16 protein-coding genes are annotated in these 19,124 nt (G+C 60.8%); 10 read left to right on the forward strand and 6 right to left on the reverse strand.

Annotation, left to right across the window (positions count from 1 at the left end; genetic code table 11):
* Positions 1-352 precede the first annotated feature (352 nt).
* Positions 353-2,035, forward strand: coding sequence for an NPCBM/NEW2 domain-containing protein (locus E7T06_RS13095; protein ID WP_136366229.1), 1,683 nt, complete (start codon positions 353-355; stop codon positions 2,033-2,035).
* 98 nt (positions 2,036-2,133) lie between these two features.
* Entirely contained in the window at positions 2,134-2,562 is a 429-nt protein-coding gene (locus tag E7T06_RS13100) for a hypothetical protein (protein ID WP_136366230.1), read from the forward strand.
* 196 nt (positions 2,563-2,758) lie between these two features.
* Here E7T06_RS13100 and E7T06_RS13105 read toward each other — a convergent pair whose 3' ends face one another.
* A complete protein-coding gene (locus E7T06_RS13105; RefSeq protein WP_136366231.1) occupies positions 2,759-3,364 on the reverse strand; it encodes a GAD-like domain-containing protein in 606 nt (201 codons plus the stop codon).
* A 316-nt stretch (positions 3,365-3,680) separates the two neighbouring features.
* On the opposite strand from E7T06_RS13105, the gene E7T06_RS13110 reads away from it, so the two are divergent.
* Positions 3,681-4,655: a tyrosine-type recombinase/integrase gene (locus E7T06_RS13110; RefSeq protein ID WP_136366232.1), complete on the forward strand. Its 975-nt coding sequence runs from the start codon at positions 3,681-3,683 to the stop codon at positions 4,653-4,655.
* A gap of 153 nt (positions 4,656-4,808) precedes the next feature.
* Here the strand turns inward: E7T06_RS13110 and E7T06_RS13115 are convergent, their stop codons facing one another.
* Positions 4,809-5,756, reverse strand: a complete 948-nt coding sequence (locus tag E7T06_RS13115) for a 2-dehydropantoate 2-reductase N-terminal domain-containing protein (RefSeq protein ID WP_136366233.1) — start codon at positions 5,754-5,756, stop codon at positions 4,809-4,811.
* A gap of 90 nt (positions 5,757-5,846) precedes the next feature.
* On the opposite strand from E7T06_RS13115, the gene E7T06_RS13120 reads away from it, so the two are divergent.
* The gene (locus E7T06_RS13120) at positions 5,847-6,452 is read left to right on the forward strand and encodes a TetR/AcrR family transcriptional regulator (protein ID WP_136366234.1); all 606 of its coding nucleotides are present in this window, start codon (positions 5,847-5,849) and stop codon (positions 6,450-6,452) included.
* Positions 6,453-6,698: 246 nt separating this feature from the next.
* Here E7T06_RS13120 and E7T06_RS13125 read toward each other — a convergent pair whose 3' ends face one another.
* Positions 6,699-8,597, reverse strand: a complete 1,899-nt coding sequence (locus E7T06_RS13125; RefSeq protein ID WP_136366235.1) for an ATP-binding protein — start codon at positions 8,595-8,597, stop codon at positions 6,699-6,701.
* A gap of 121 nt (positions 8,598-8,718) precedes the next feature.
* On the opposite strand from E7T06_RS13125, the gene E7T06_RS21260 reads away from it, so the two are divergent.
* The 5 genes from E7T06_RS21260 (at position 8,719) to E7T06_RS13145 (ending at position 12,559) form a co-directional block, all read left to right on the forward strand.
* Positions 8,719-8,868 carry a hypothetical protein gene (locus tag E7T06_RS21260; protein WP_168733524.1) on the forward strand — a complete coding sequence of 50 codons (150 nt, stop codon included), beginning with the start codon at positions 8,719-8,721 and terminating at the stop codon, positions 8,866-8,868.
* Between the two features lie 737 nt (positions 8,869-9,605).
* A complete protein-coding gene (locus E7T06_RS13130) occupies positions 9,606-9,806 on the forward strand; it encodes a hypothetical protein (RefSeq protein WP_136366236.1) in 201 nt (66 codons plus the stop codon).
* A gap of 3 nt (positions 9,807-9,809) precedes the next feature.
* Positions 9,810-10,397, forward strand: coding sequence for a cytochrome c oxidase subunit II (locus E7T06_RS13135; protein ID WP_136366237.1), 588 nt, complete (start codon positions 9,810-9,812; stop codon positions 10,395-10,397).
* Positions 10,394-12,118, forward strand: a complete 1,725-nt coding sequence (locus tag E7T06_RS13140; RefSeq protein ID WP_136366238.1) for a b(o/a)3-type cytochrome-c oxidase subunit 1 — start codon at positions 10,394-10,396, stop codon at positions 12,116-12,118. The genes E7T06_RS13135 and E7T06_RS13140 overlap by 4 nt, the downstream gene beginning before the upstream one ends.
* 30 nt (positions 12,119-12,148) lie before the next feature.
* A complete protein-coding gene (locus tag E7T06_RS13145; protein ID WP_136366239.1) occupies positions 12,149-12,559 on the forward strand; it encodes a cytochrome c in 411 nt (136 codons plus the stop codon).
* A 391-nt stretch (positions 12,560-12,950) separates the two neighbouring features.
* On the opposite strand, the gene E7T06_RS13150 is transcribed toward E7T06_RS13145, so the two are convergent.
* Entirely contained in the window at positions 12,951-14,060 is a 1,110-nt protein-coding gene (locus E7T06_RS13150; RefSeq protein ID WP_136366240.1) for a HAMP domain-containing sensor histidine kinase, read from the reverse strand.
* Entirely contained in the window at positions 14,057-14,725 is a 669-nt protein-coding gene (locus E7T06_RS13155) for a response regulator transcription factor (RefSeq protein ID WP_136366241.1), read from the reverse strand. The genes E7T06_RS13150 and E7T06_RS13155 overlap by 4 nt, the downstream gene beginning before the upstream one ends.
* A gap of 262 nt (positions 14,726-14,987) precedes the next feature.
* On the opposite strand from E7T06_RS13155, the gene E7T06_RS13160 reads away from it, so the two are divergent.
* A complete protein-coding gene (locus tag E7T06_RS13160; RefSeq protein WP_136366242.1) occupies positions 14,988-15,611 on the forward strand; it encodes a DUF305 domain-containing protein in 624 nt (207 codons plus the stop codon).
* A gap of 243 nt (positions 15,612-15,854) precedes the next feature.
* Here the strand turns inward: E7T06_RS13160 and E7T06_RS13165 are convergent, their stop codons facing one another.
* Complete coding sequence (locus E7T06_RS13165; RefSeq protein ID WP_136366243.1) at positions 15,855-18,833, reverse strand: PAS domain S-box protein; 2,979 nt, start codon at positions 18,831-18,833, stop codon at positions 15,855-15,857.
* Positions 18,834-19,124: the final 291 nt, after the last annotated feature.

Here is a 19,124-nt window from a genome sequence, read left to right on the forward strand (position 1 = left end):
CCGAGGCCCCAGCCTGCGGGCCAACGCTGAGCAATATCGGCGGCAGTGAAGACCAGCCCTGACAGCCAAGCCGCGTCTCATCCCGCCCGAAATGAAACGAGAATGATGAGCTGCACCTATCACACGGGAATGCTTCTATATACTGTTTTATTCCACGGCCTTCATTACACTTCTCTAACCGCCCTTACTGCACTTGCCTTAGCTTTCCCTGCTGAATGTCTGACCTTTAGTGTTGTATTAAGTGCCCGTGGTACAGAAATGCAGCTGTTGCGCCGAGCCTGCATGACAAAATGACTCTACCCCCACTTCCAGTCATCCCGCTTGCACTGCGTTCTGAGGGGCTGGAGGTTCAATGCACGCTTATGCTGCAACCCGGCTGTTTCTCGGTCTCAGTCTTCCTCTGGTTCTTTTGGCTTGCGGCAACAGTGGGCCGGTGGGGCTCTCTGGCCCAAGTCAGAATCTTCCTGCTCCGGCAGACGGCCCTCAGCAACTCGCTCTCGGCGCCGGCACCAATACCTTGCAGTACGAACCCATCCTCTCGCCCAAAAACGCTTGGGGGCCAATCGAGAAAAACCGCAGCAATGGGGAACAAGGGGCCAGTGACGGCCACACGCTGACCCTCAACGGCAAAACCTACGCGCTGGGCTTCGGCACCCACGCGGGCAGCGAGTTGACCTTCAATCTGACGGGCAGCGGCGGCGCGTCCTGCACCCGCTTCACCGCCGATATTGGCGTAGACGACGAGGTGGGCCCTCAGGGCAGCGTCGTCTTTCAAGTGTTTTTGGACGGCGTGCAGGCTTACGGCAGCGGTCTGATGACTGGCACGAGCGTCACGAAAACCGTCGACCTAGACGTGACCAACAAGACCCAGTTGCGCTTGGTGGCTACCGGAGGCACCGATGGCATCCGCTTTGATCACGCCGACTGGGCCGATCCGAAAGTCACTTGCCGCACGGCGCTTCCCCCCACCGCCGTGCGGCACCTGAAATACGTCGCAGTCGACCGAGCCATCAAGGTGTACGACATTGATCAGGGCCACACCCTCGTCAACACCATTTCTCTGCCCGCCATGTACGGTCTGCGCGGAATCGCGGCCAACGCGGTGACCGACCGACTTTACATTCCGTATTGGGGCGACCGTGACGACGCCAAATACCGGGGGCAAGTAAGATTTGGATACCTGATGGCGTTTGACCTGAAGACCGAACAGGTGATCTGGACGCGCAAGTACTCGCCTTCGGTCGATAGCTTGCAGATCACGCCAGACGGCAAGAAGCTGTATATGCCCAGTGGAGAAGACGGCACCAGCAATTTCTGGTTTGTCCTCGACGGCGCGACAGGCAACGAATTGACCCGCATTGTCGTCTCGCCCAGAGCGCACAACACCAACATGGGAGCCAGTGGCGCGCGGGTCTATTTGGGCGGCATCAAGTCCAACTACCTCACGGTGGCAGATACCAAGACCGACCAGATCGTCCAGCGGGTCGGCCCCTTTTTGACCAGTGGGCCGGACTCGGGCATTCGGCCCTTCGTGATCAACCACGCCGAGACACTGGTGTTCGTCAACCTAGACCATTTCTCTGGATTTGAGATCGGTGACCTCGTAACGGGCCAAAAGCTCTTCAGTGTGCCGGTGCAGGGTTTTCCTTGGGTAGACGCGGTGTGGCCGGTTACGCAGAGTCACGGCGTCGCCCTCAGCCCCGATGAGAAAGAAGCGTGGGTGCTGGATTCCTATAACCGCGCCGTACATATCTTTGACATCAGTGGCCTCCCCAGCCAAGCGCCGCGCCAAATCGCGAGCATCGACGTGCGCGACCCCAACAACGCCAACAGCTTGCCGAAATGGGTCAACTTTACGCGCGATGGCCGCACGGCGCAGATTTCGACGGGGCACATTATTGATGGAACTACCCGGAAGATCATCAAGAAGCTGGACGACACCCGCTACTACTTGCAAGTCGATTTTGCGGGCAACGAACCGGTTCAGGCCTATTCCCGCTACGGCGTAGGCTACGCGGGAAGCACCACAAAATAATTTCACCTGCACTTCAATAGAAGCACTCTTGAAGGCATCCAGCCGTCATTGCCGGAGAAAATGCGTTGTCGTTTGCAGCTGCATGTCAGACTCAGACCATGCTGCTCGTCGTCCACGCCGCGCTGACTTGGGCCTTGGCTGGCTTGATCCTCACCATCCAACTCGTCCACTACCCCCTGTTCGCCCGCGTCGGGGAGACAGGCTACGGCGCGTACCAGCAAGAACACGTCCGGCGTATCACTTGGCTGGTCGCGCCGCTGATGCTCGCGGAACTGGCAACAGGCACGGCCTTGCTGTTACGTCCACCACCGCTGGTGTCTGCTGCATCCACCGCGCTGGGACTGGCCCTGATCGTCTTGATCTGGCTCTCGACGGCCTTCTTCCAGTCTCCGGCACACCGCCAATTGGCCGCCGGATTTGACCCGAGTGGGCACGCGCGGTTGGTCAAGACGAATTGGGCGCGAACCCTGCTGTGGCTTGGGCGGAGTTTGCTGGTGGGCTGGTGGCTGCTGCTGGGACTGTCTTGACCCTCCTCACACCGAAGGCGGTGAGAGTTGAGATTTCTGGGACATGCGCCGTCTGGGTCAGGGGGAGAAGGCGTTTTATGTCGGCCTAGCAGTTGAGGAGCCGTGCGAGCACTCCCCTCCCCTGTGCAACGCAGTCTTTCTCGCTCCAGCGGGCGTCGTCAGGTGTACTTCAGCCTAACCATCGTCTCAGTCGCTGTCATTCAGCCAGTTGCCGCAGCAGCTCCAGATGTTCGGGAGCCTGCACGGGAGCAGCCGTGAGCGGGTCAGGTTCTCCGCCGAGCCGCAGCGCCGGAACGAAACCGTAGATCATTCCAGAACCTAGTTCGGTGGCGGCACGGCTTTGGAGGGTCAGCCACAAATCAAAGGGATCCAGATCGTAAGTCAGCTCGTCAGCGCCCAGATATTCGCCCAGAAAAGTGGCCGCGTCCCAAGCCACCACACCCGTATCCGAGTCGTGCGGGTTGATGTACGCCACGTCGTATCCCTCGTAGCGCCCGTCCGGCTGAACCTCGCCCAGTCGCCGCCAGTAGTACAACACCCCAAACGCGCTGAGCAAGAACGGCGTGCGCGTTCCAGTCCTGTCTGCACCGAGCCAGCCGTTCAGAACGTCTTGGTAGTCGGCTGGGTCGATCAGTTCGATCAGCCCACCGCCGTATTTGCCCCACCCTGCCGTGCGCCAGAGAGCCGGCAGTTCGTCGGGAAGAATGTCTTGATACGCGGCGGCGCGTGCTTCCGGAACAGGCCGGGTGTGGGTCGGTGGATGCCGCTGGAGGAAGTGTTCGACGGCTTGAGACGAATCCATGCCGCCCAGAATAGCGTGCCAAATGGACAGTTCCTTGAGTTGTTCTGACGCACAACAAGTGCCTTATTCTCAGATTCTTGGCCAGTCAGGTCATTTGGTTTTGATGAAATACAAGTGGCCCAAAGGCGCGAACAGCTGTTGGTGGTGGTTGACATCACCCTCTCTGCCTCTAGGGTTGACACTGTGAAAAGCGTGCAGTGGACGGGTGTGCAAGTACAAAGTAGGTATAGCAATGGCCTTCTATCTACCTTCCGTCACTTGAACTCCGGCCTAGTCTTCCCCGGTTCCTGTCTAGAATTGCTACACTCACTCAGACATGAGCAGCTTAGAACTGATGGCGGCGAAGCTTGATCTGGCCGGAACGGCGCAGCGGGCCGCCACCATGGAGGTCAGTGAACGTCGCCGCCTCGCGCTCAAGGCGGTGCAGGATCATGACCTTGACGGCATGTGGGAACTGGTGCAGGCCTACCTCGTGCTGCATGGGCGGCGGGGCACCAAGATCAGTCCCAGCACCCTGCGAAAATACAAACTCTGCATCCGCATCTATTGGGCTTGGGCCGATGAGCACGGCGTCATGCTCATTCGGCCTCTGCCCGACAGTGGGCGTGCTTTCTTGCGCCACCTTGAGGGCCGGGGCATGGTCAAAACATCGGTGGGCGGGTACCTCGCCGCGTGCCGCGCCCTGCACGAAACCTTGCAGTGGTCAGGCGTCAAAGCCGACGATCCCTTCAAATTTGCCCGGCCTACCGCCGATGGCCGTCCTCCGCTGGTAAAGGGCAAGCCCTATACGCTGGCAGAAGTGGAAGTGCTGCTGGCGGCGGCCACCCCAGAAGGCGCAGTGGTGATTACCCTCGGGGCCGACTGTGGGCTGCGAAATGCTGAGATTGCGGGCCTGAAGAAACAAGACGTGCACCTGTATGCCGATCCACCGACCGTGCTGGTATACGGCAAAGGGGCCAAAACCCGTGAAGTGGTGCTGTCTACCCGTGCTGAGGCGGCCCTGATCCGCTGGCTGGATCAAGTGGCCCATCTCCCCCATCCGTATGTGCTGATCGCCAATTCCACCGACCGGGTGCAGGACATCGTGCGGCGGTTGTGCGCCAAAACAGGTGTCGCGTGGACCAAACGCAAGGTACACGGCCTGCGGCGAACGGCAGGCACACGGGCTTATACCGAATCCAAAGACTTACTTGATACCCGTGATTTTCTGGGCCATTCACAGGCGTCTACCACCGAGGTCTACATCCATTACGCCCGTGCTCAGGAAAAAGCCGTCAACCGCGACTGGTAGGTTCGCCGGAGCCCTGCTGAACATATCGTCGTCGCAGAACTTCTTGTCTTGGGTTCACACACGTAGGTCTCGCCATTCATCCTGTCCGGTGCATTACCCAGTGGTTGAGTTGCCAATCTGATTTGTCGCTGGTCAGCCGCCTCCGCCCTTCCTTTAATCGGTAAAATACGGTTCCGCCGCTTCCAGTCGGGGAACCGAGACGCCTAATCGTCGGGCTTCCGCCAAAACATCTCGGCAGATTTCGCGCGGCTCCTGCGCCTCAGGGTCGACTTGCGCCTCCATACTCGCGCGCGCCAGTGGAACATGAGCGAGCACCCAGACGAGCAAGGGGACGGTTAGCCAGATGGGCGCACGGAAGGGCAGCAACGCGCCCCGGTGTCGCCGCAGGTCAATGCCGCGTGCCTCAAGGAGCGGCACCAGCTCGCGGTTTACCAGCAGTGCCTCACGCAAGTCGCCCGCCCTGCCGATCAGCTTGGACAACGACCCCAACCTCACGCCCTGAGAGTGCAGGCCAGCGTTAAAGGCGACATGAATCCACAGCCAGCCGCGAAAGTCGGGTTGCTCCTGAAGCCGAAATCCAGCTTGCCGGAACATCTGGCGCACGGCCCGCTCACGCTCGGTTGGGGGCTGCCCGAAGGTGCCAAAAACTACAGAGGGCAGCATGGCTCCGCGCAGAACGCCGTCTGGGCCGAAGCCGCCGCCTGCTTGGGGAAAAGCCCACGCGACTTGGGCGATAGGCAAGTCGCCGATTGCGGCTTGTGGCTCAGCCCAAATATTGCTGAAAACCAACACGATTGCCTTGCCGATGCGCGGCGTCAGGAAGGCGGCGGCCTCCGTGAGTCGGTGGTGCGACACGCTCAACACGATCAGATCGAAGTCGTGGTCTGGTGCCAGCGCCTCGCGGTAGCGTACCGGCCAGTGCTGCACGGCCCGCCGCCCCCACATCCGCCGCCGCGCATCCAGCAGATCGAGCTTGATTGTCTTGCCATACGCTGCCGCGCGGCCTGGCCGGACGTAAAACTCGATCTCATGCCCAGCCTGTTCTAAGGCCCAGCCGTACAGGGTGGCAATCACGCCTCGTCCAAACATTAAAATTTTCATCCTGCACCTCATGGAGTACAATCGAAATGGAAACTCTCTCCACTTCTTAAAATATGGAAATAGTTTCCGTTTGTCAACAGGAGGACTCAGATGACCGCCGCCAAGCCGTTACGCGCAGACGCCCAACGCAACCGTCAGGCCCTCATCAGCAAGGCCCGAGAGATCTTCGACGCCGGAGACTTCGACCTGCGGTTCGATGATTTTGCCCGCTTGGCCGGTGTGGGCATTGGCACGCTGTACCGTCATTTCCCAACCCGAGAAGCGCTGGCCGAGGCCGTCTATCACGGAGAAATTGCTGCGCTGTGTGACCGCGCTCGCCAGTTGCAGGCCACCCTTCCGGCAGAAAAAGCCTTAGCGACTTTCCTGCGTGGCATGGTGAGCCACATGGACGCCCATCAGGGGCTGGCCCGGACGTTTGCCACGCTGATGGCTACCCGCTCGGACGCCCTCGCAGAAGGCAGTCAGGCGCTCGAACAAACCGTGACTGACTTGGTGGCTGCCGCCGTAAGAAACGGCAGTGTCCGAGACGATGTGGGCGCTGGTGCCGTGATGATGGCCTTACACGGCATCGGTGCGGCCCGTGACCGTCCGGGGTGGCGAGCGCAGGCCGACGGGGTCATCACTCTCCTGCTGGATGGACTGCGGCGGCCTTCATCCGGTGAGCGGGAGTCAGAGGATGTCAGCACCTCAAGTTAGAAGTGCCCTCAGCACAGCGTTCCAGAAGTTGCAAGAGTTTAACCTGCCCGTTGACCCCTCACCCGCCGTTCTTGCAACGCCTTCTCTACGAGTCCCACAAGGGCCGAGGGCAACACCAGATGTTCAGGACTTTGATCCCGTGTAAACGCTGTGGTGGAACTACGCAGCTAGATTTGGTGCTTAGCCACGTCCACACATCACGGAGACAAGTCTAGAGATGAGCCATCAGGCAACAAGCGCTTTTTCTCAGACCGACTTGGGCAGGCTCAGCGAAAAGCAGGCTCCCTGCCCCGGCTCACTCTCGGCCCACACCCGCCCGCCGTGCCGCCCCACAATCCGGCGGACATTCGCCAGTCCGATACCGGTGCCCTCGAATTCGGCGGGATGATGCAGCCGCTGAAAGGCTTCAAAGAGCTTGTGGGCGTACTCGGCCTCGAATCCCACTCCATTGTCCCGAACCGTGACGAGGTATTCGCCGTCCTCTTCCTGAGCCGCCACCTGAATCAGGGCTTCCGGTTGAAACTGGGTGTACTTCACGGCATTGTCCAGCAGGTTTTGCAGGGCCAATTGCAGCAGCGCCGCGTCGCCCTGCACGACGGGCAAGGGGGCAAGTTGCCAGTCGATAACCCGGTCTGGGTGAAAAGCGGCCAATCCCCGCACCACGTCTCTGACCACCGCATTGAGATCCACCGCCTCGACTTGGAGGGGCAACCGGCTGGATTTAGACAAACTGAGAATCCCGTCCACCGTAGCCGTAAGCCGTGTGGCCGCCTGCTGAATTTGGTCGAGCAGTCGGGAGGCCCGCGGATCGCTGACCTGCAAGTGCCGGTTGAGCAACTGGGCAAAGCTCGTGATGTGCCGAATCGGTGTTCGCAGGTCGTGCGAAGCGGAGTAGGCAAAGGCTTCGAGTTCTCCGTTCACCTGTTCCAGTTCGTGGGTGCGTTCCTTCACCCGTTCTTCCAGCAGCAGCAACGCGGCGTCAAGCTCCTGTTGGGCCTGCGTCCTCATCAAGACTTCTTGTTGGGCCTGACCATACAGGCTGGCGTTCTCGACTGCGGCACCCGACCGCGCAGCCACCTCTAGAGCAAACGTCAGATCGGCGGGGCCATACACCCGGTCTAGGCTGGTGCGGGCCATGCCCAACACGCCAACCACCCGCCCGCGTGACCGCATCGGCACGGTAATGACGGAACGCAGTTGCAAGCGCCTGACCTCAGCTTTCCAATCTTCAGTTTGAGGAATAACGTCGTACATTTCATCGGTGACCACAGGAACCAGCTCCGGTACGTTGGTCAAAAACACCCGGCCAGAGCCGTTTTCGGCTGTAATCTCGACTGGATTCCGGGCAATGAACTGGCGCAGCAAGTCCACCATCGTAGGGTCTTGATGCACCACCGTCACGGGCACCAGCAGACCATCTGAGGTCGGCAGACTGATCACACACCAATCGGCCAAGCGCGGCACAGCCAACTGGGCAATGGTGTTCAGCGTCACCGTCATATCCAGCGAGCCACTCAGGATTTCACCGGCTTCGGCCAGAAAAGCGAGGCGGTCATTGAGGACTTGAGCCTCTTGCAACGCGGTGGTGCGCTGGAGTGCCTGAGCGCACTGGCTCGCCAGCGACAGCAGATACAACCGGTCGACTTCTGAAAACAACCGCTGAGCATTGAAGCTGAGGCTCAAGACACCCAAGCGTTGATCCTGAACCACCAACGGAAGAGCCACGATGCTGCCCGAAAAATGTTGCAGCGTGTCCTGAAGCAGGGGGTAATCCAGCGTGGCCTGCTGCTTTGTTTCTATAAACAGAGCCTGACTCTGCTTGAACGCTTGGGTGGCTGGCGTCGTTCGGTCAAGAGACAACACACGCCAAGGTTCCACCTGCGCTAGGGTATAACCCGAAAACGCCGCGATGGTCAGCGCTGTTCCGCTCTGGCCCAGCAGCATTACGGAACCCGCCTGCGCCCCCATAGCCCCAATCCCTTCTTGCACCACCGCGTCGGTGACGTGCTGGGGCGTTTGGGCGGTGCTGAGGGCCTGAGTCAGTTGCCACCAGCCCTGCAAGTGAGTGGTGGAGAGGGACGGAGCCGGGCCACTAGGCAAAGCCTGTTCACTCTGGCCCGGCGCGCCTTGGAAAGGCTCGAACATGGCCGCAGCATAATGCAACAGTGTTGCAGTTACCTGTCTTTCAAGTGGAACAAGGTGGGGTTAAGCCGGGTGTGCGATTCTTCGCTGAGCTTTAGCCCAGTCTTTCCAGACACGTACAGTCGTGTACGGTACGCCCCGCACTCTAAATTTCAGTTATGCCGATCTGCTGAGCAAACAAGTGATTGTGGAAGCTAGCAAGCGCATAGAGGCAGACGGTCAGACCAGCGCAATTTGCGCCGCCACACTGAACCAAGCAGGCCGGAGCTATTGATTCCTGTACGGCTGAACAACATCTAAACGTGGCCAGCATTGACCGTTGAAGATTTCAGGCGAACCCCCCAGTCTGCTGTGCAGCCAGCCCCCCTTAGAGGGGAGCGAAGTAGCTGTTGTCCTCCCCTCTAAGGGGGGGCGTTGCGCCAGCAACGGGGGGGTTGACCTTCCAGCTCCATGTTCCCAAGATGTTGCCAACCTAAGCAGGAATCAATAATCTGTGGAGCAACCGAGCTGAGCCAGTTCCGAACATGTGTGATTCCTTCTCCAGCTGTGGGAGAGGGGCGCTGTGAAACAAGAGGGGCCACCCACTGGCGAACCCGCCTTAGTTCAGGGAGTCATTTGAGTTTCGTGTTAGACGCAAATCTCTGCTAGACGCGCCGGAAGGCCTTAATTCTGCCTGCCGCCTATATCTGCGCGACGAGATCGGGCATACGCCCCTGTCCGACACAGTGCAGTTGGCCGAGCGCATGAGCGTCCCTGCGTGTTTGCTGAACTGGATTTCCACCCCGCCCTTGCCCCAGATGAGGACGCGCCTCCAGCTTCCCGATAAGACCATGCAACTGGCCTGAACTTGCCCTCCGGCGACGAAGAAACCCCACAGCCGCTTGCCCCGGACTCCGCGTTGTTTCTGCGTATCCGGCACACCCTGCTGTCCTCACCTGTCGCACGTCTTACCGTCCGCCGTAATGCTCTGGTAATGGGCACGCGAAAGCCTAGCAGCATGGAGTCTCCTCTATGACCAAATCTGCCCTGACTGAACCCGAAGTTCAAACCGTTGTCCAGCCCCCCGGCCCTCCGCCCTCTTCGCCTGCATCTCCGCACCCGCCCGCCTCGCCAGTGGTGCCTTGGGGGACGTTGATGGTCATCGGCGTGCTGCTGCTGTCCATCTTGTGGCTGTGGACTCTGGTGCTGGGCATCCAACAAGGCCGGGCGTAGCGCATGGCCCGGCTTCCCGTCGCCCCCGTTCCCCGACTTGACCACCACACCCTCGAGCGCTACGAAACGATTTGGCTGGTGATCTCTGTGATTCTGTCCCTACTACTGTTTACGGGTGTGCTGGTCAGTTTTATCAGCGGCACCTATCAAGCCGTTCGCAGCGATGGGGGCAGCGCCAGTGGCGGCCACCACATCGCTGGGGTCAAGGGCGGGCGACTCGATCCCCGCGCCATCGCCGCCACACCGTTTGCCACACCGGGCCTGCGTGAAAATGCAGACGGCTCCTTCGAAGCGTTCATTGTCGCCAAAGCGTTCGCCTTTGATCCCGCCGTGTTGCGCGTGCCCGCCGGACGGCCCATCACCATCCACCTGACCTCGCTGGACGTGATGCACGGCTACATGGTGCAGGGCACCAACATCAACGCCACCGTGATTCCCGGACAGGTCACCAGTTTCAGCGTGACCTTCCGGGCACCCGGCACCCTCAGCAGCATTTGCAACGAGTACTGCGGCATCGGCCACCACAACATGCTGGCCCGCGTCATCGTGACGGATCCGAACGCCCCTACGCCCGCAGGAGAACAACCGTGACCACCACCTTGCCCAGAACCGTTCGGCCTGCCGCTGTTTCGGAGGACGCTGCCCACCTGACCCGGCTGAAGACCGTCACCCAATATTACGTCGTCACCGCGTTTTTGGCCCTCTTCATCGGCGTGCTGATCGGGCCGCTGCAAGCCCTGAACTACGGCGGCATCAACGTCTACGAGTTCCCTCTCCTCAAAGCCCTGCTCAAATCCTACTATCAGGGCCTCAGCCTGCACGGCGTCCTCAACGCGCTGGTGTTCACCCAGTTCTTCATCAGCGGTTGGATGCTGTACCTGCCCGTGCGTGACCTCGGTGTCCGCATCAACCTGCGGTTTGCTTGGTTCACGTACCTGATGATGACGGCGGGACTGCTGCTGGCCGCCGTGCCGCTGCTGACCAATCAGGCCACGCTGCTGTACACCTTTTATCCGCCGATGCAGGGCAGCCCGCTGTTCTATATCGGGGCCGCGATCATGGTGGCGGCCAGCCTGCTCGTCGCGGGGCAGGTCATTTGGGTGTGGTGGCAATGGAAACGGGCGCATCCGGGCCGGGTCACGCCGCTGGTGACCTACATGTGTGTAGCCACGTGGATGATGTGGCTGGTGGCTTCGCTGGGCCTGGTCACCGAAGTGGTCGTGATGCTGATTCCTTGGTCGCTGGGCCTCACGGCGGGCGTCGATCCACTGCTGGCAAAAACCCTGTTTTGGTGGACGGGACACGCCATCGTCTACTTCTGGCTGTTGCCCGCCTACATCTCGTGGTACGCCTTCGTGCCGCGCCACGCTGGAGGACGCCTGATTTCCGAACCGCTGACCCGCCTGACCTTCGCCCTGTTCCTGCTGAACAGCACACCCGTGGGCCTGCATCATCAATACAGCGATCCCAACATTTCGGTGCTGTGGAAGGTGCTGCACATGTTCCTCACCTTCTTGGTCGCCATTCCCAGCCTGCTCACCGCCTTTAGCGTGGCGGCCTCCCTTGAAGACGCGGCGCGGGCCAAAGGTGGGCGGGGCGTCGTGGGCTGGATTCGGTATCTGCCGTGGGGCAACGCCATCTTCAGTGCCCAAGTGCTGGCGATGATTTCGTTCATTCTCGGCGGCGCGGGCGGCATCGTCAACGCGAGTTCCACCTTCGCCCCCGTCATCCACAACACGGCTTGGATTCCCGGCCACTTTCACATCACGGTCGGCACGGCCACCACGCTGACCTTTATAGGCATCATGTTCTGGCTGATTCCGCACCTGACGGGCAAGCGCCTGCCCAGCATGAAACTCGCGTCTGCATCGGTCTGGACGTGGTTCCTCGGCATGATGGTGTTTGCCCTCGGCATGCACTGGCAAGGCTTGCTGGGCGTGCCGCGCCGCGCCCAGATCAGCGCCACCGGGTCAGACGTCTACCGCGATCTTCCGATTGCCGTGCCGCAACTGCTGACCGCCATCAGCGGCGTCATCTTGTTGGTCAGCGCCCTGATATTCTTTTACGTCCTCTTCCGTATGCTGCTCTCGCCCCGCGTAGATCAGGGCGAAGTGACCACACCGCTCCCGTACAGCGAAGTTCTCAGCCCCGCCGGAGAAAACTTGGCACAGGCCAGCCGCCTCGTGCGCCTGACCGAACCCCTCTTGGCGCTGTGGGTGGCGGCCCTGCTGTTGGTGCTGCTGATGTACGGCCCCGTGCTGCTGGGCATGGTGACCGACCTGCAAGCCGTTCCCGGCTGGAAGTTGTACTGATGGAATTTCAAATGAAGGGGGAAAGTGGTTATGGCGGGTAAAGGTTTCAGTGTGCGTGAAGTGGGGGTGGCGCTGACCTTGGTGGCGGTGGCGACAGGAATCGGAATTAGTTCTTACCGCACCGGTTTGGGACTGGCCGGCCCTCAAGGGGCGCAGATGTCGCCCGCTTTGGCGGCTGCTCCGGTGAATGGAGCCACCCTCTTCGCGGCCAGTTGTGCCGGATGTCACGGCGCTCAGGCAGGCGGCGGGATTGGGCCAGCCCTCGCAGTGACCCGGAGTTGGTCTACCCCCGAATTTGCGGCGGCGGTCCTGCACGGGCAAGCTCCAGAAGGCCGCGAACTCAGTGCCGCCATGCCGCGTTTTGCCGAGACAGGCCTGAGCGGAGAACCCGTGACCGAAGAGCAGCTACAAGTGATTCGGGCCTTCGTGGCCAATCCTTAAGGAGGCGGTGGATCGCGGCTGATACGGAGTTAGAGTGAGTTCCGAGCAGGTGCGGTTTCTCTCTCCTCCGAGTGGAGGAAGGCGCTGGGAAGCAGAGGGGGCCATGAGTGGCGAACCCGCCCCATGTCAAGGATTCAGTATCAGACGAGCGCCACCGACTGTGAATGCTTATCACCGCTTTTCCTCTGCGTTCCCGAGAAATGCCGAGTTGCTTTCACACCGTCTCCAATCTTGGCGTCACCCAGTCGGGCTTTGGCAGGTCACTTTGAGTAGAGTGCTGACGTTTCTGGCTTGAAGGGAACCTCTACAGACGCGATATTAATTGCTGGGTTTATTCGCGTGTCTTGCTCGATGAGGCGGCTGCGTGTGGGGGACACACCGCCTACTGGCGTCAAAGGGCCACTTCACCGGACGAAACTGGACTGTGGGGCAGGGTAAAACTGAACGTGCTGCCCTCCCCCAGTTCGGCCCTCACCGTCACGTCGCCGCCCATCACGCGGGCCAGTCCGCGCGCCACCGTCAATCCCACACCACTGCCGCCTGCCATCCGGGAACGGGAAGGATCGACCCGGTAAAAACGTTCAAAAATGCGCCCTTGGTCTTCGGCAGTGAGGCCGGGGCCGCTGTCTTGTACATGAATACAGACGTGCGGGGCGCGGAACTCGGCCCAGACATGAACTTGGCCCCCGGCCGGCGTGTACTTCAGGGCATTGCCCAGCAAGTTGGCTAGGATTTGAGCCGCCCGCTCCGGGTCGGTGTAGACGCACGACTTCGGCGCGAGCCTAAAGTCCAACCGGACGTCGCGGCTCACGGCCAACGGTGCGAAGCGCTCCTCTGCCGCCAAAAGCAACGCCTGCACGTCCACGTCCTGAAGGAAAAGGTCTACCGCCCCGGCCTCCACCCGCGAGACCAAACTCAAATCCCTTACCAAACGCTCCATCGCCTGCGTTTCGCGCAGTACGCCCCGCGCCGCCGTTTCCTGCGGCAACACGCCATCATTCAGCCCCTCGGCGTAGCCCCGCAGGGCCGTCATGGGCGTCCGGAGTTCGTGGGCCACCGTGCTGATCAGTTCGGTGCGCGACGCCTCCACCGCCGCCAGAGAGGCCGCCATACGGTTAAAGTTGCGGGCCAGATCGGTGAGTTCATCTTGGCCCTGTTCGGGCAACCGCGAACGGTACTCGCCGCTGGCGACCGCCCGGCTGCCCTCGCTGAGTTGGCGCACGGCCCGCACCACCCGCCCAGACGCCACCGAAGCCGCGAGAAAGGCCACCAGCAGCGCAAGTGGAGCCGCGATCAACAGCGCCCCCGTCAGGGTTGTCCGCATGCCCTGAGTCAGGTCACCTTGTAGGCTCCGGCCGTCTGGCCCCATGACCTGCACCATTTGGGCCACATGGTGGCGAATAAACGAGGACGCGAAGACTTCGGTGAGCAGGAGCAAGGCCACCACCGTCAGGACGATGACCAGTGCGTAAGACAAGAACAGCCGCCAGAACAGCTTCACGGCCCCACCCGGAAGCGGTAGCCCACGCCGCGCACGGTCTCGATAAAGGTGGGGGCGTCGGGGTCATCGCCCAATTTGCGGCGCAGGGCCAGAATATTCACGTCCACCACGCGCTCGGTGCCGATGAATTCTGGCCCCCAGACCCGTTCCAACAGGCGCTCACGGGTCAGCACCGTTCCGGCGTGCTGGGCCAGCGTCAGCAGCAGATCGAACTCCGTGCGGCTGAGGGGCACGTCTTGACCCGCCAGCTTGACTTGCCGGGCAGAAGCATCGAGCAGCAAGGGGCCGAGCCGCAATTGGGCATGCACCTGCACCCGGCGCAGCACAGCCCCCACCCGCGCCACCACCTCACGCGGGCTAAAGGGCTTGACCACGTAATCGTCGGCCCCGATTCGCAGCCCATGCACCCGGTCTTCTTCTTCGCCCCTCGCCGTCAGCAGCAACACGGGCAAGTCGGGGTAGCGCTCCTGTGCCTGCCGGATCAGATCGAGCCCGTTCATACCGGGCAGCATCCAGTCCAGCACGGCCACGTCGGCCTGACCCAATAGGCGTTCGCCGTCATAGCCGTTCTCGGCGGTCAGCACGACGTGGCCTTCGCGCTCCAAATACGCTTTCAGAATTTCCAGAATGGCGGGATCATCATCCACGACCAAGACGTTGGGCATCGGGTCTCCAAGAAACTAAGGTGGGGCAGGCTTCGGCAAGGCGACAAACGAGCCGGAAGCTCGGAGAGGCCGGAATTCTCTAGGAGACAGAGTACTTGCGGCCTGTAAAGATCCCGTAAAGCCACACGGCCCCGAGGCAATTCCGCACTTTCTGCGGAGGCTGATCAGGCGTGGAGGAAGACTGGCGGAGAACCGTCAATCTCGGTTCCTTCAGCATCTGCCGTTTTACACGAACTTAACACGCCGCCCTTACCTTGGGGGCATGAAGCGACTTCCAGTCATTGTGATCAGCAGCGTCCTCTCCTTGGGAGCCTTGGCCTGGGCTCAGGGCAGTATGGGCGGCATGGATCACAGCTCTATGGACGGTACGTCTAAAGCGGCGAGCGCCAGCATGCCCGGCATGGCAATGGGCAGCATGGATCTGAGCGGCCTGAAGAAACTCAGCGGCAAAGCCTTTGACCGCGCCTTCCTGAGCATGATGGTGCCGCACCACCAAGCGGCCCTCGACATGGCCCGCGCCGTAGTGCCGCTCAGCAAAGACGCCACTGTCAAGGCTTGGGCCAATCAGATCATTCGGGACCAAACCCGTGAAATCAACACGATGAATACGCTGCTGAAGAACTACGGCGGCAAAGACGCACCGATGGCCGCCAGCATGACCAAGAGCATGGCGGGCATGGGCGACATGGTGAAGAAGGCCAAGAACGCGGACGTGGCCTTTGTGCAGGGCATGCTGCCTCACCACGCCTCGGCCATCGAGATGGCGAACAGGGCGCTGCAACAGGGCACCAACGACAAAGTGCTGGCCCTTTCGCGCGACATCGTGACCGCGCAGGCCAAAGAGATGTACAGCTTCCGGGGCTGGCTGACGGGGCGCGGCCTCTAACCGATCAAAAACGTGCAGCCGGTTGCCCCCAAGGCTCCGGCTGCTTTTAAATTGACGTCTGTGGTGTGGAGAGGTTGGTGTGAAGCATTCTTGGACATCTCGGCAGATCAACGAAAGCTTCAGCGCCAAGGGCTGAGCGCACAATGCTTCTACAAGGCAGATGCATTGGGGTCACACAGCCTTACAGAAAGTGGATGCGGTGTGCCCTCCCAAAAAGTAAGGCTTTGGGCAGCAGGCAAAGATTCAGTCCAGTCGGCCACCCAGCATCTGTAAGAAGATCTGAACGACCTGAGGGTCGAAGTGGGTTCCGGCACCGCTCTGAATCTGTTGTAGCGCCTGCTCCCGCGTCCAAGCGGCCCGGTAAGGCCGGTCACTGGTCAGTGCGTCATAGACATCCACGACGGCAAACGCCCTCGCACACAGCGGAATCTCCTCGCCTTGCAGCCCTGCGGGGTAGCCCGTTCCGTCCCACTTCTCATGGTGATTCTGCGGGATATCCAAGGCCGGGCGCAGGAACTTGATGGGAGACAGCAGATGCACCGCAAACCCCGGATGCTTGCGCATTTCCACCCATTCCTCCTGTGTCAGTTGCCCCGGCTTCAGCAGAATCGCATCGGGGATCGCCATTTTCCCGATGTCGTGCAGCAGCGCCCCCCGGCGCACATCCACCAGTTGTTCGGAGGAAATGCCTAGGTGCCTGCACAGCTTGACCGTCGTTTCCGTGACCCGGCGGGAGTGGCCCTCGGTCTCCTTGTCGCGCTGATCCAGCGCCCGCGCCCAGCCCTCGATGGTCTCGTCGTAGGCCAGCCGCAGATCTAGGTTTCTCTGCTCCACTTCCTGAAAAAGCTGCGCGTTGTCGACTGCGATGGCGGCCTGAGCCGTCAACATCTCGAACGTCTCCAGCCACGTTGCAGACGGCTCGAAGGGTGCTCGGTGCAGCACCTCCATCACGCCCAGCACCTTGCCCTTGGCGATCAGGGGCGCGCCGTAGTACGCCATCAGCCGTTCTCGGGTCAGGATGTCGCGCCAAGTGGGCGAGAGCGGGCGGGTCTGAAGATCAGGCACGCTCAGGGGGCGGCGGCTGAGGGCCACCTCACCGGCCAAGCCCGCACCCACCCTGACGGTCAAGCCTTGCAGCGGCGTGGTAAAGCCGCGTGTCCCCGCGTATTCGAGGGTCAGGGTAGGCGGGTCGAGCAGCAGCAGGGTTGCGGCATCGGCCCCGAGTTGCTGCGTCACGTTGTCTAAGATCATGCCCAGAGTCACCGGCAGTTCTTGGCTGGAGGCAATCGCCTGATCAATTTCACGCAGGCCCGTCAGGTGCCGAAGCTGCTGCTTGAGATTCTCGTTGAGCTGGCGGATTTCCGCTTCGGTTGCTCGGCGCGCCGTGATGTCGTGCTCGATCTTGGAGACGCCCACCACCCGGCCTGCCGCGTCGAGAACCGGCGAGACCGTGACAAACACAGGGATCTGGCGTCCGTTCTGGGCAAGGCGCACCGATTCGAAGGGACTTACCCGCTGGCCTGCCCCGACCCGTTCCAGCAGTTGGGCTTCTTGGACTTGGCCTTCTGGCGCAACGATGAGGCTGCTGGACTGTCCCACCGCTTCTAGGACGCTGTAGCCGTAAATTCGCTCTGCGCCTGCATTCCATGACCGGATGATGCCGCCCAGCGTGACCCCCCAAATGGCGTCTTGGCTGGCCTGAACGATGGCCGCGAGGTACGCCTGATCCTCTTGGGCCGCTCGGCGCTGGGTCACGTCGCGGGCAACGCCGTAGAGCAGTGGATCACCGGGCAGCGTGACCGCCGTCCACTCCATCCACACGACGCCGCCGCTCTTATGGAGGTAGCGGTTTTGAAAGGTTGTCGTGGGCTGGCCTGCGGAGATTCTGCTGCTTTCCAGCAGGGTGATCGCTTGGTCGTCCGGGTGCACAAAGTCGGTGCAGAGGTGGCCGATCAGCTCTTCAGGGGTGTAGCCCAGAATGTGCTGGCAGGCCGCGCTGACCGTCACGAAGCGTCCCTCGGCGTCAACGGAAGTAATCATGTCCAGTGACAAATTCAGCGTGCGTTGCAGTTCGCGGGAACTCTGGCGGGAGCGGGCCTCACTTTCGGCCAGAACTCGCTGGGCCTGCTTCTCTTGGGTTACGTCCCGCACCAGAGTGACCACGCAGCCTTCCCGCCCGATCATGACCGGAACAATAGACACGACCGTATCGGCCACCGCGCCGGACTTCTGACGAAACTGCACCTCACGGTTACGAACCTCTCCCTGAGCCTGGAGCGTGTTCCAGACCTCGGCCCGTTCCAGCGGGTCTACCCAAAAATTCAGGGCAAGCGAAGTCTGCCCGATCAATTCCTCCCGGCTGTAACCGCTTTGGCGCAAAAACTCGGAATTGACGTCGAGGTAGTGGCCGGTGCTGAGCTGGGTAACGACCAGAGCAATCGGGGACGCTTCAAACACTTTGGTGAAGCGCTCCTCGCTGTCCCGCTGCTTTTCCTGAGCTTGCCGCTGCTGCGTGAGGTCACAGACGAACAGCGAAACGCCGTTACCGGCAGGGTAAGCGGTGGCCTCCAGCCAGCGGCCTACCTGGGTCACAAAGCTCAACTCGCGCTGGACGGAGCCAGTCTCTCTGGCCCGGTGTATGGCCTGACTGATCGGCTGATCGGCACTTGTGGCAAACACGGCGGAAACGTGCTGCCCAATCAACTCGGCCGGGGTTGTGCCCAACATGGCCGCTGCCGCCGGGTTGACGAACGAAAAGTTCAAGTGTTGATCGAATGAAATGAAGCCGTCCATCACCCGTTCAAGGGTCGAGGTGAGGAGCTGTCTGGCCACTTCACGCTCGGTCACGTCATTTTGAAAGCCCAAGTAGTGCGTCAAGGTACCGGACGTTCCGTACACCGGGCTGAGGCTGAGTTCGTTGTAAAAGAGGTTGCCGTCCTTGCGGTAGTTGCGGAGCGTAACGGTTGCATTCCGGCCCTGAGCCACCGCCCGCCTGATCTCCTCCAAGCCGGGTTGGTCACCGTCTTGGCCTTGCAACAGACGGCAGTTGCGCCCCAGAAGCTCGCTGGCCGAGTAGCCGCTCAGCGCCTCGAAGGCTGGGTTGACATACACGATTGGGTAATCAGGCTGACAAGCGTCAGTCATGACCATGCCGACAGTACACGCCGCGAGAGCCTGGCTGAGGAGCTGAGGATCTGGTAGGGATGTCAGGCTGGGGGTCATGGCGTGCTCCTCAATACTCAAAACACACTCATTGGCTTAAGCGTGTCTTAAGATTAAAGCAAAGTCCTCACATATTGCTTTCTATATCTCACACTTAGAGTCATAATGTGAGTCTTGCACCTTACAAATTGTGGTGTGGCGACAGTCAGTGAAGATAAGTCTGTTGATTCGTCTTGAAAGAAGCATGAGAGGAGCATATCGGGGAGCCGCCTGCATTTAGGCGGGAGTTGTATGCATCATACCAAACTAAACTGAGTCCAGAACATGTTTGATCCAGGGGAACAGGGTCAG

The organism is Deinococcus sp. Arct2-2 (assembly GCF_004801315.1).
Classification (GTDB): domain Bacteria; phylum Deinococcota; class Deinococci; order Deinococcales; family Deinococcaceae; genus Deinococcus.

Coding starts and splice junctions, on each gene's coding strand:
- E7T06_RS13095 (WP_136366229.1), top strand. CDS start 353: ATGCACGCTTATGCTGCAACCCGGCTGTTTCTCGGTCTCAGTCTTCCT.
- E7T06_RS13100 (WP_136366230.1), top strand. CDS start 2,134: ATGCTGCTCGTCGTCCACGCCGCGCTGACTTGGGCCTTGGCTGGCTTG.
- E7T06_RS13105 (WP_136366231.1), bottom strand. CDS start 3,364: ATGGATTCGTCTCAAGCCGTCGAACACTTCCTCCAGCGGCATCCACCG.
- E7T06_RS13110 (WP_136366232.1), top strand. CDS start 3,681: ATGAGCAGCTTAGAACTGATGGCGGCGAAGCTTGATCTGGCCGGAACG.
- E7T06_RS13115 (WP_136366233.1), bottom strand. CDS start 5,756: ATGAAAATTTTAATGTTTGGACGAGGCGTGATTGCCACCCTGTACGGC.
- E7T06_RS13120 (WP_136366234.1), top strand. CDS start 5,847: ATGACCGCCGCCAAGCCGTTACGCGCAGACGCCCAACGCAACCGTCAG.
- E7T06_RS13125 (WP_136366235.1), bottom strand. CDS start 8,597: ATGTTCGAGCCTTTCCAAGGCGCGCCGGGCCAGAGTGAACAGGCTTTG.
- E7T06_RS13130 (WP_136366236.1), top strand. CDS start 9,606: ATGACCAAATCTGCCCTGACTGAACCCGAAGTTCAAACCGTTGTCCAG.
- E7T06_RS13135 (WP_136366237.1), top strand. CDS start 9,810: ATGGCCCGGCTTCCCGTCGCCCCCGTTCCCCGACTTGACCACCACACC.
- E7T06_RS13145 (WP_136366239.1), top strand. CDS start 12,149: ATGGCGGGTAAAGGTTTCAGTGTGCGTGAAGTGGGGGTGGCGCTGACC.
- E7T06_RS13155 (WP_136366241.1), bottom strand. CDS start 14,725: ATGCCCAACGTCTTGGTCGTGGATGATGATCCCGCCATTCTGGAAATT.
- E7T06_RS13160 (WP_136366242.1), top strand. CDS start 14,988: ATGAAGCGACTTCCAGTCATTGTGATCAGCAGCGTCCTCTCCTTGGGA.
- E7T06_RS13165 (WP_136366243.1), bottom strand. CDS start 18,833: ATGACCCCCAGCCTGACATCCCTACCAGATCCTCAGCTCCTCAGCCAG.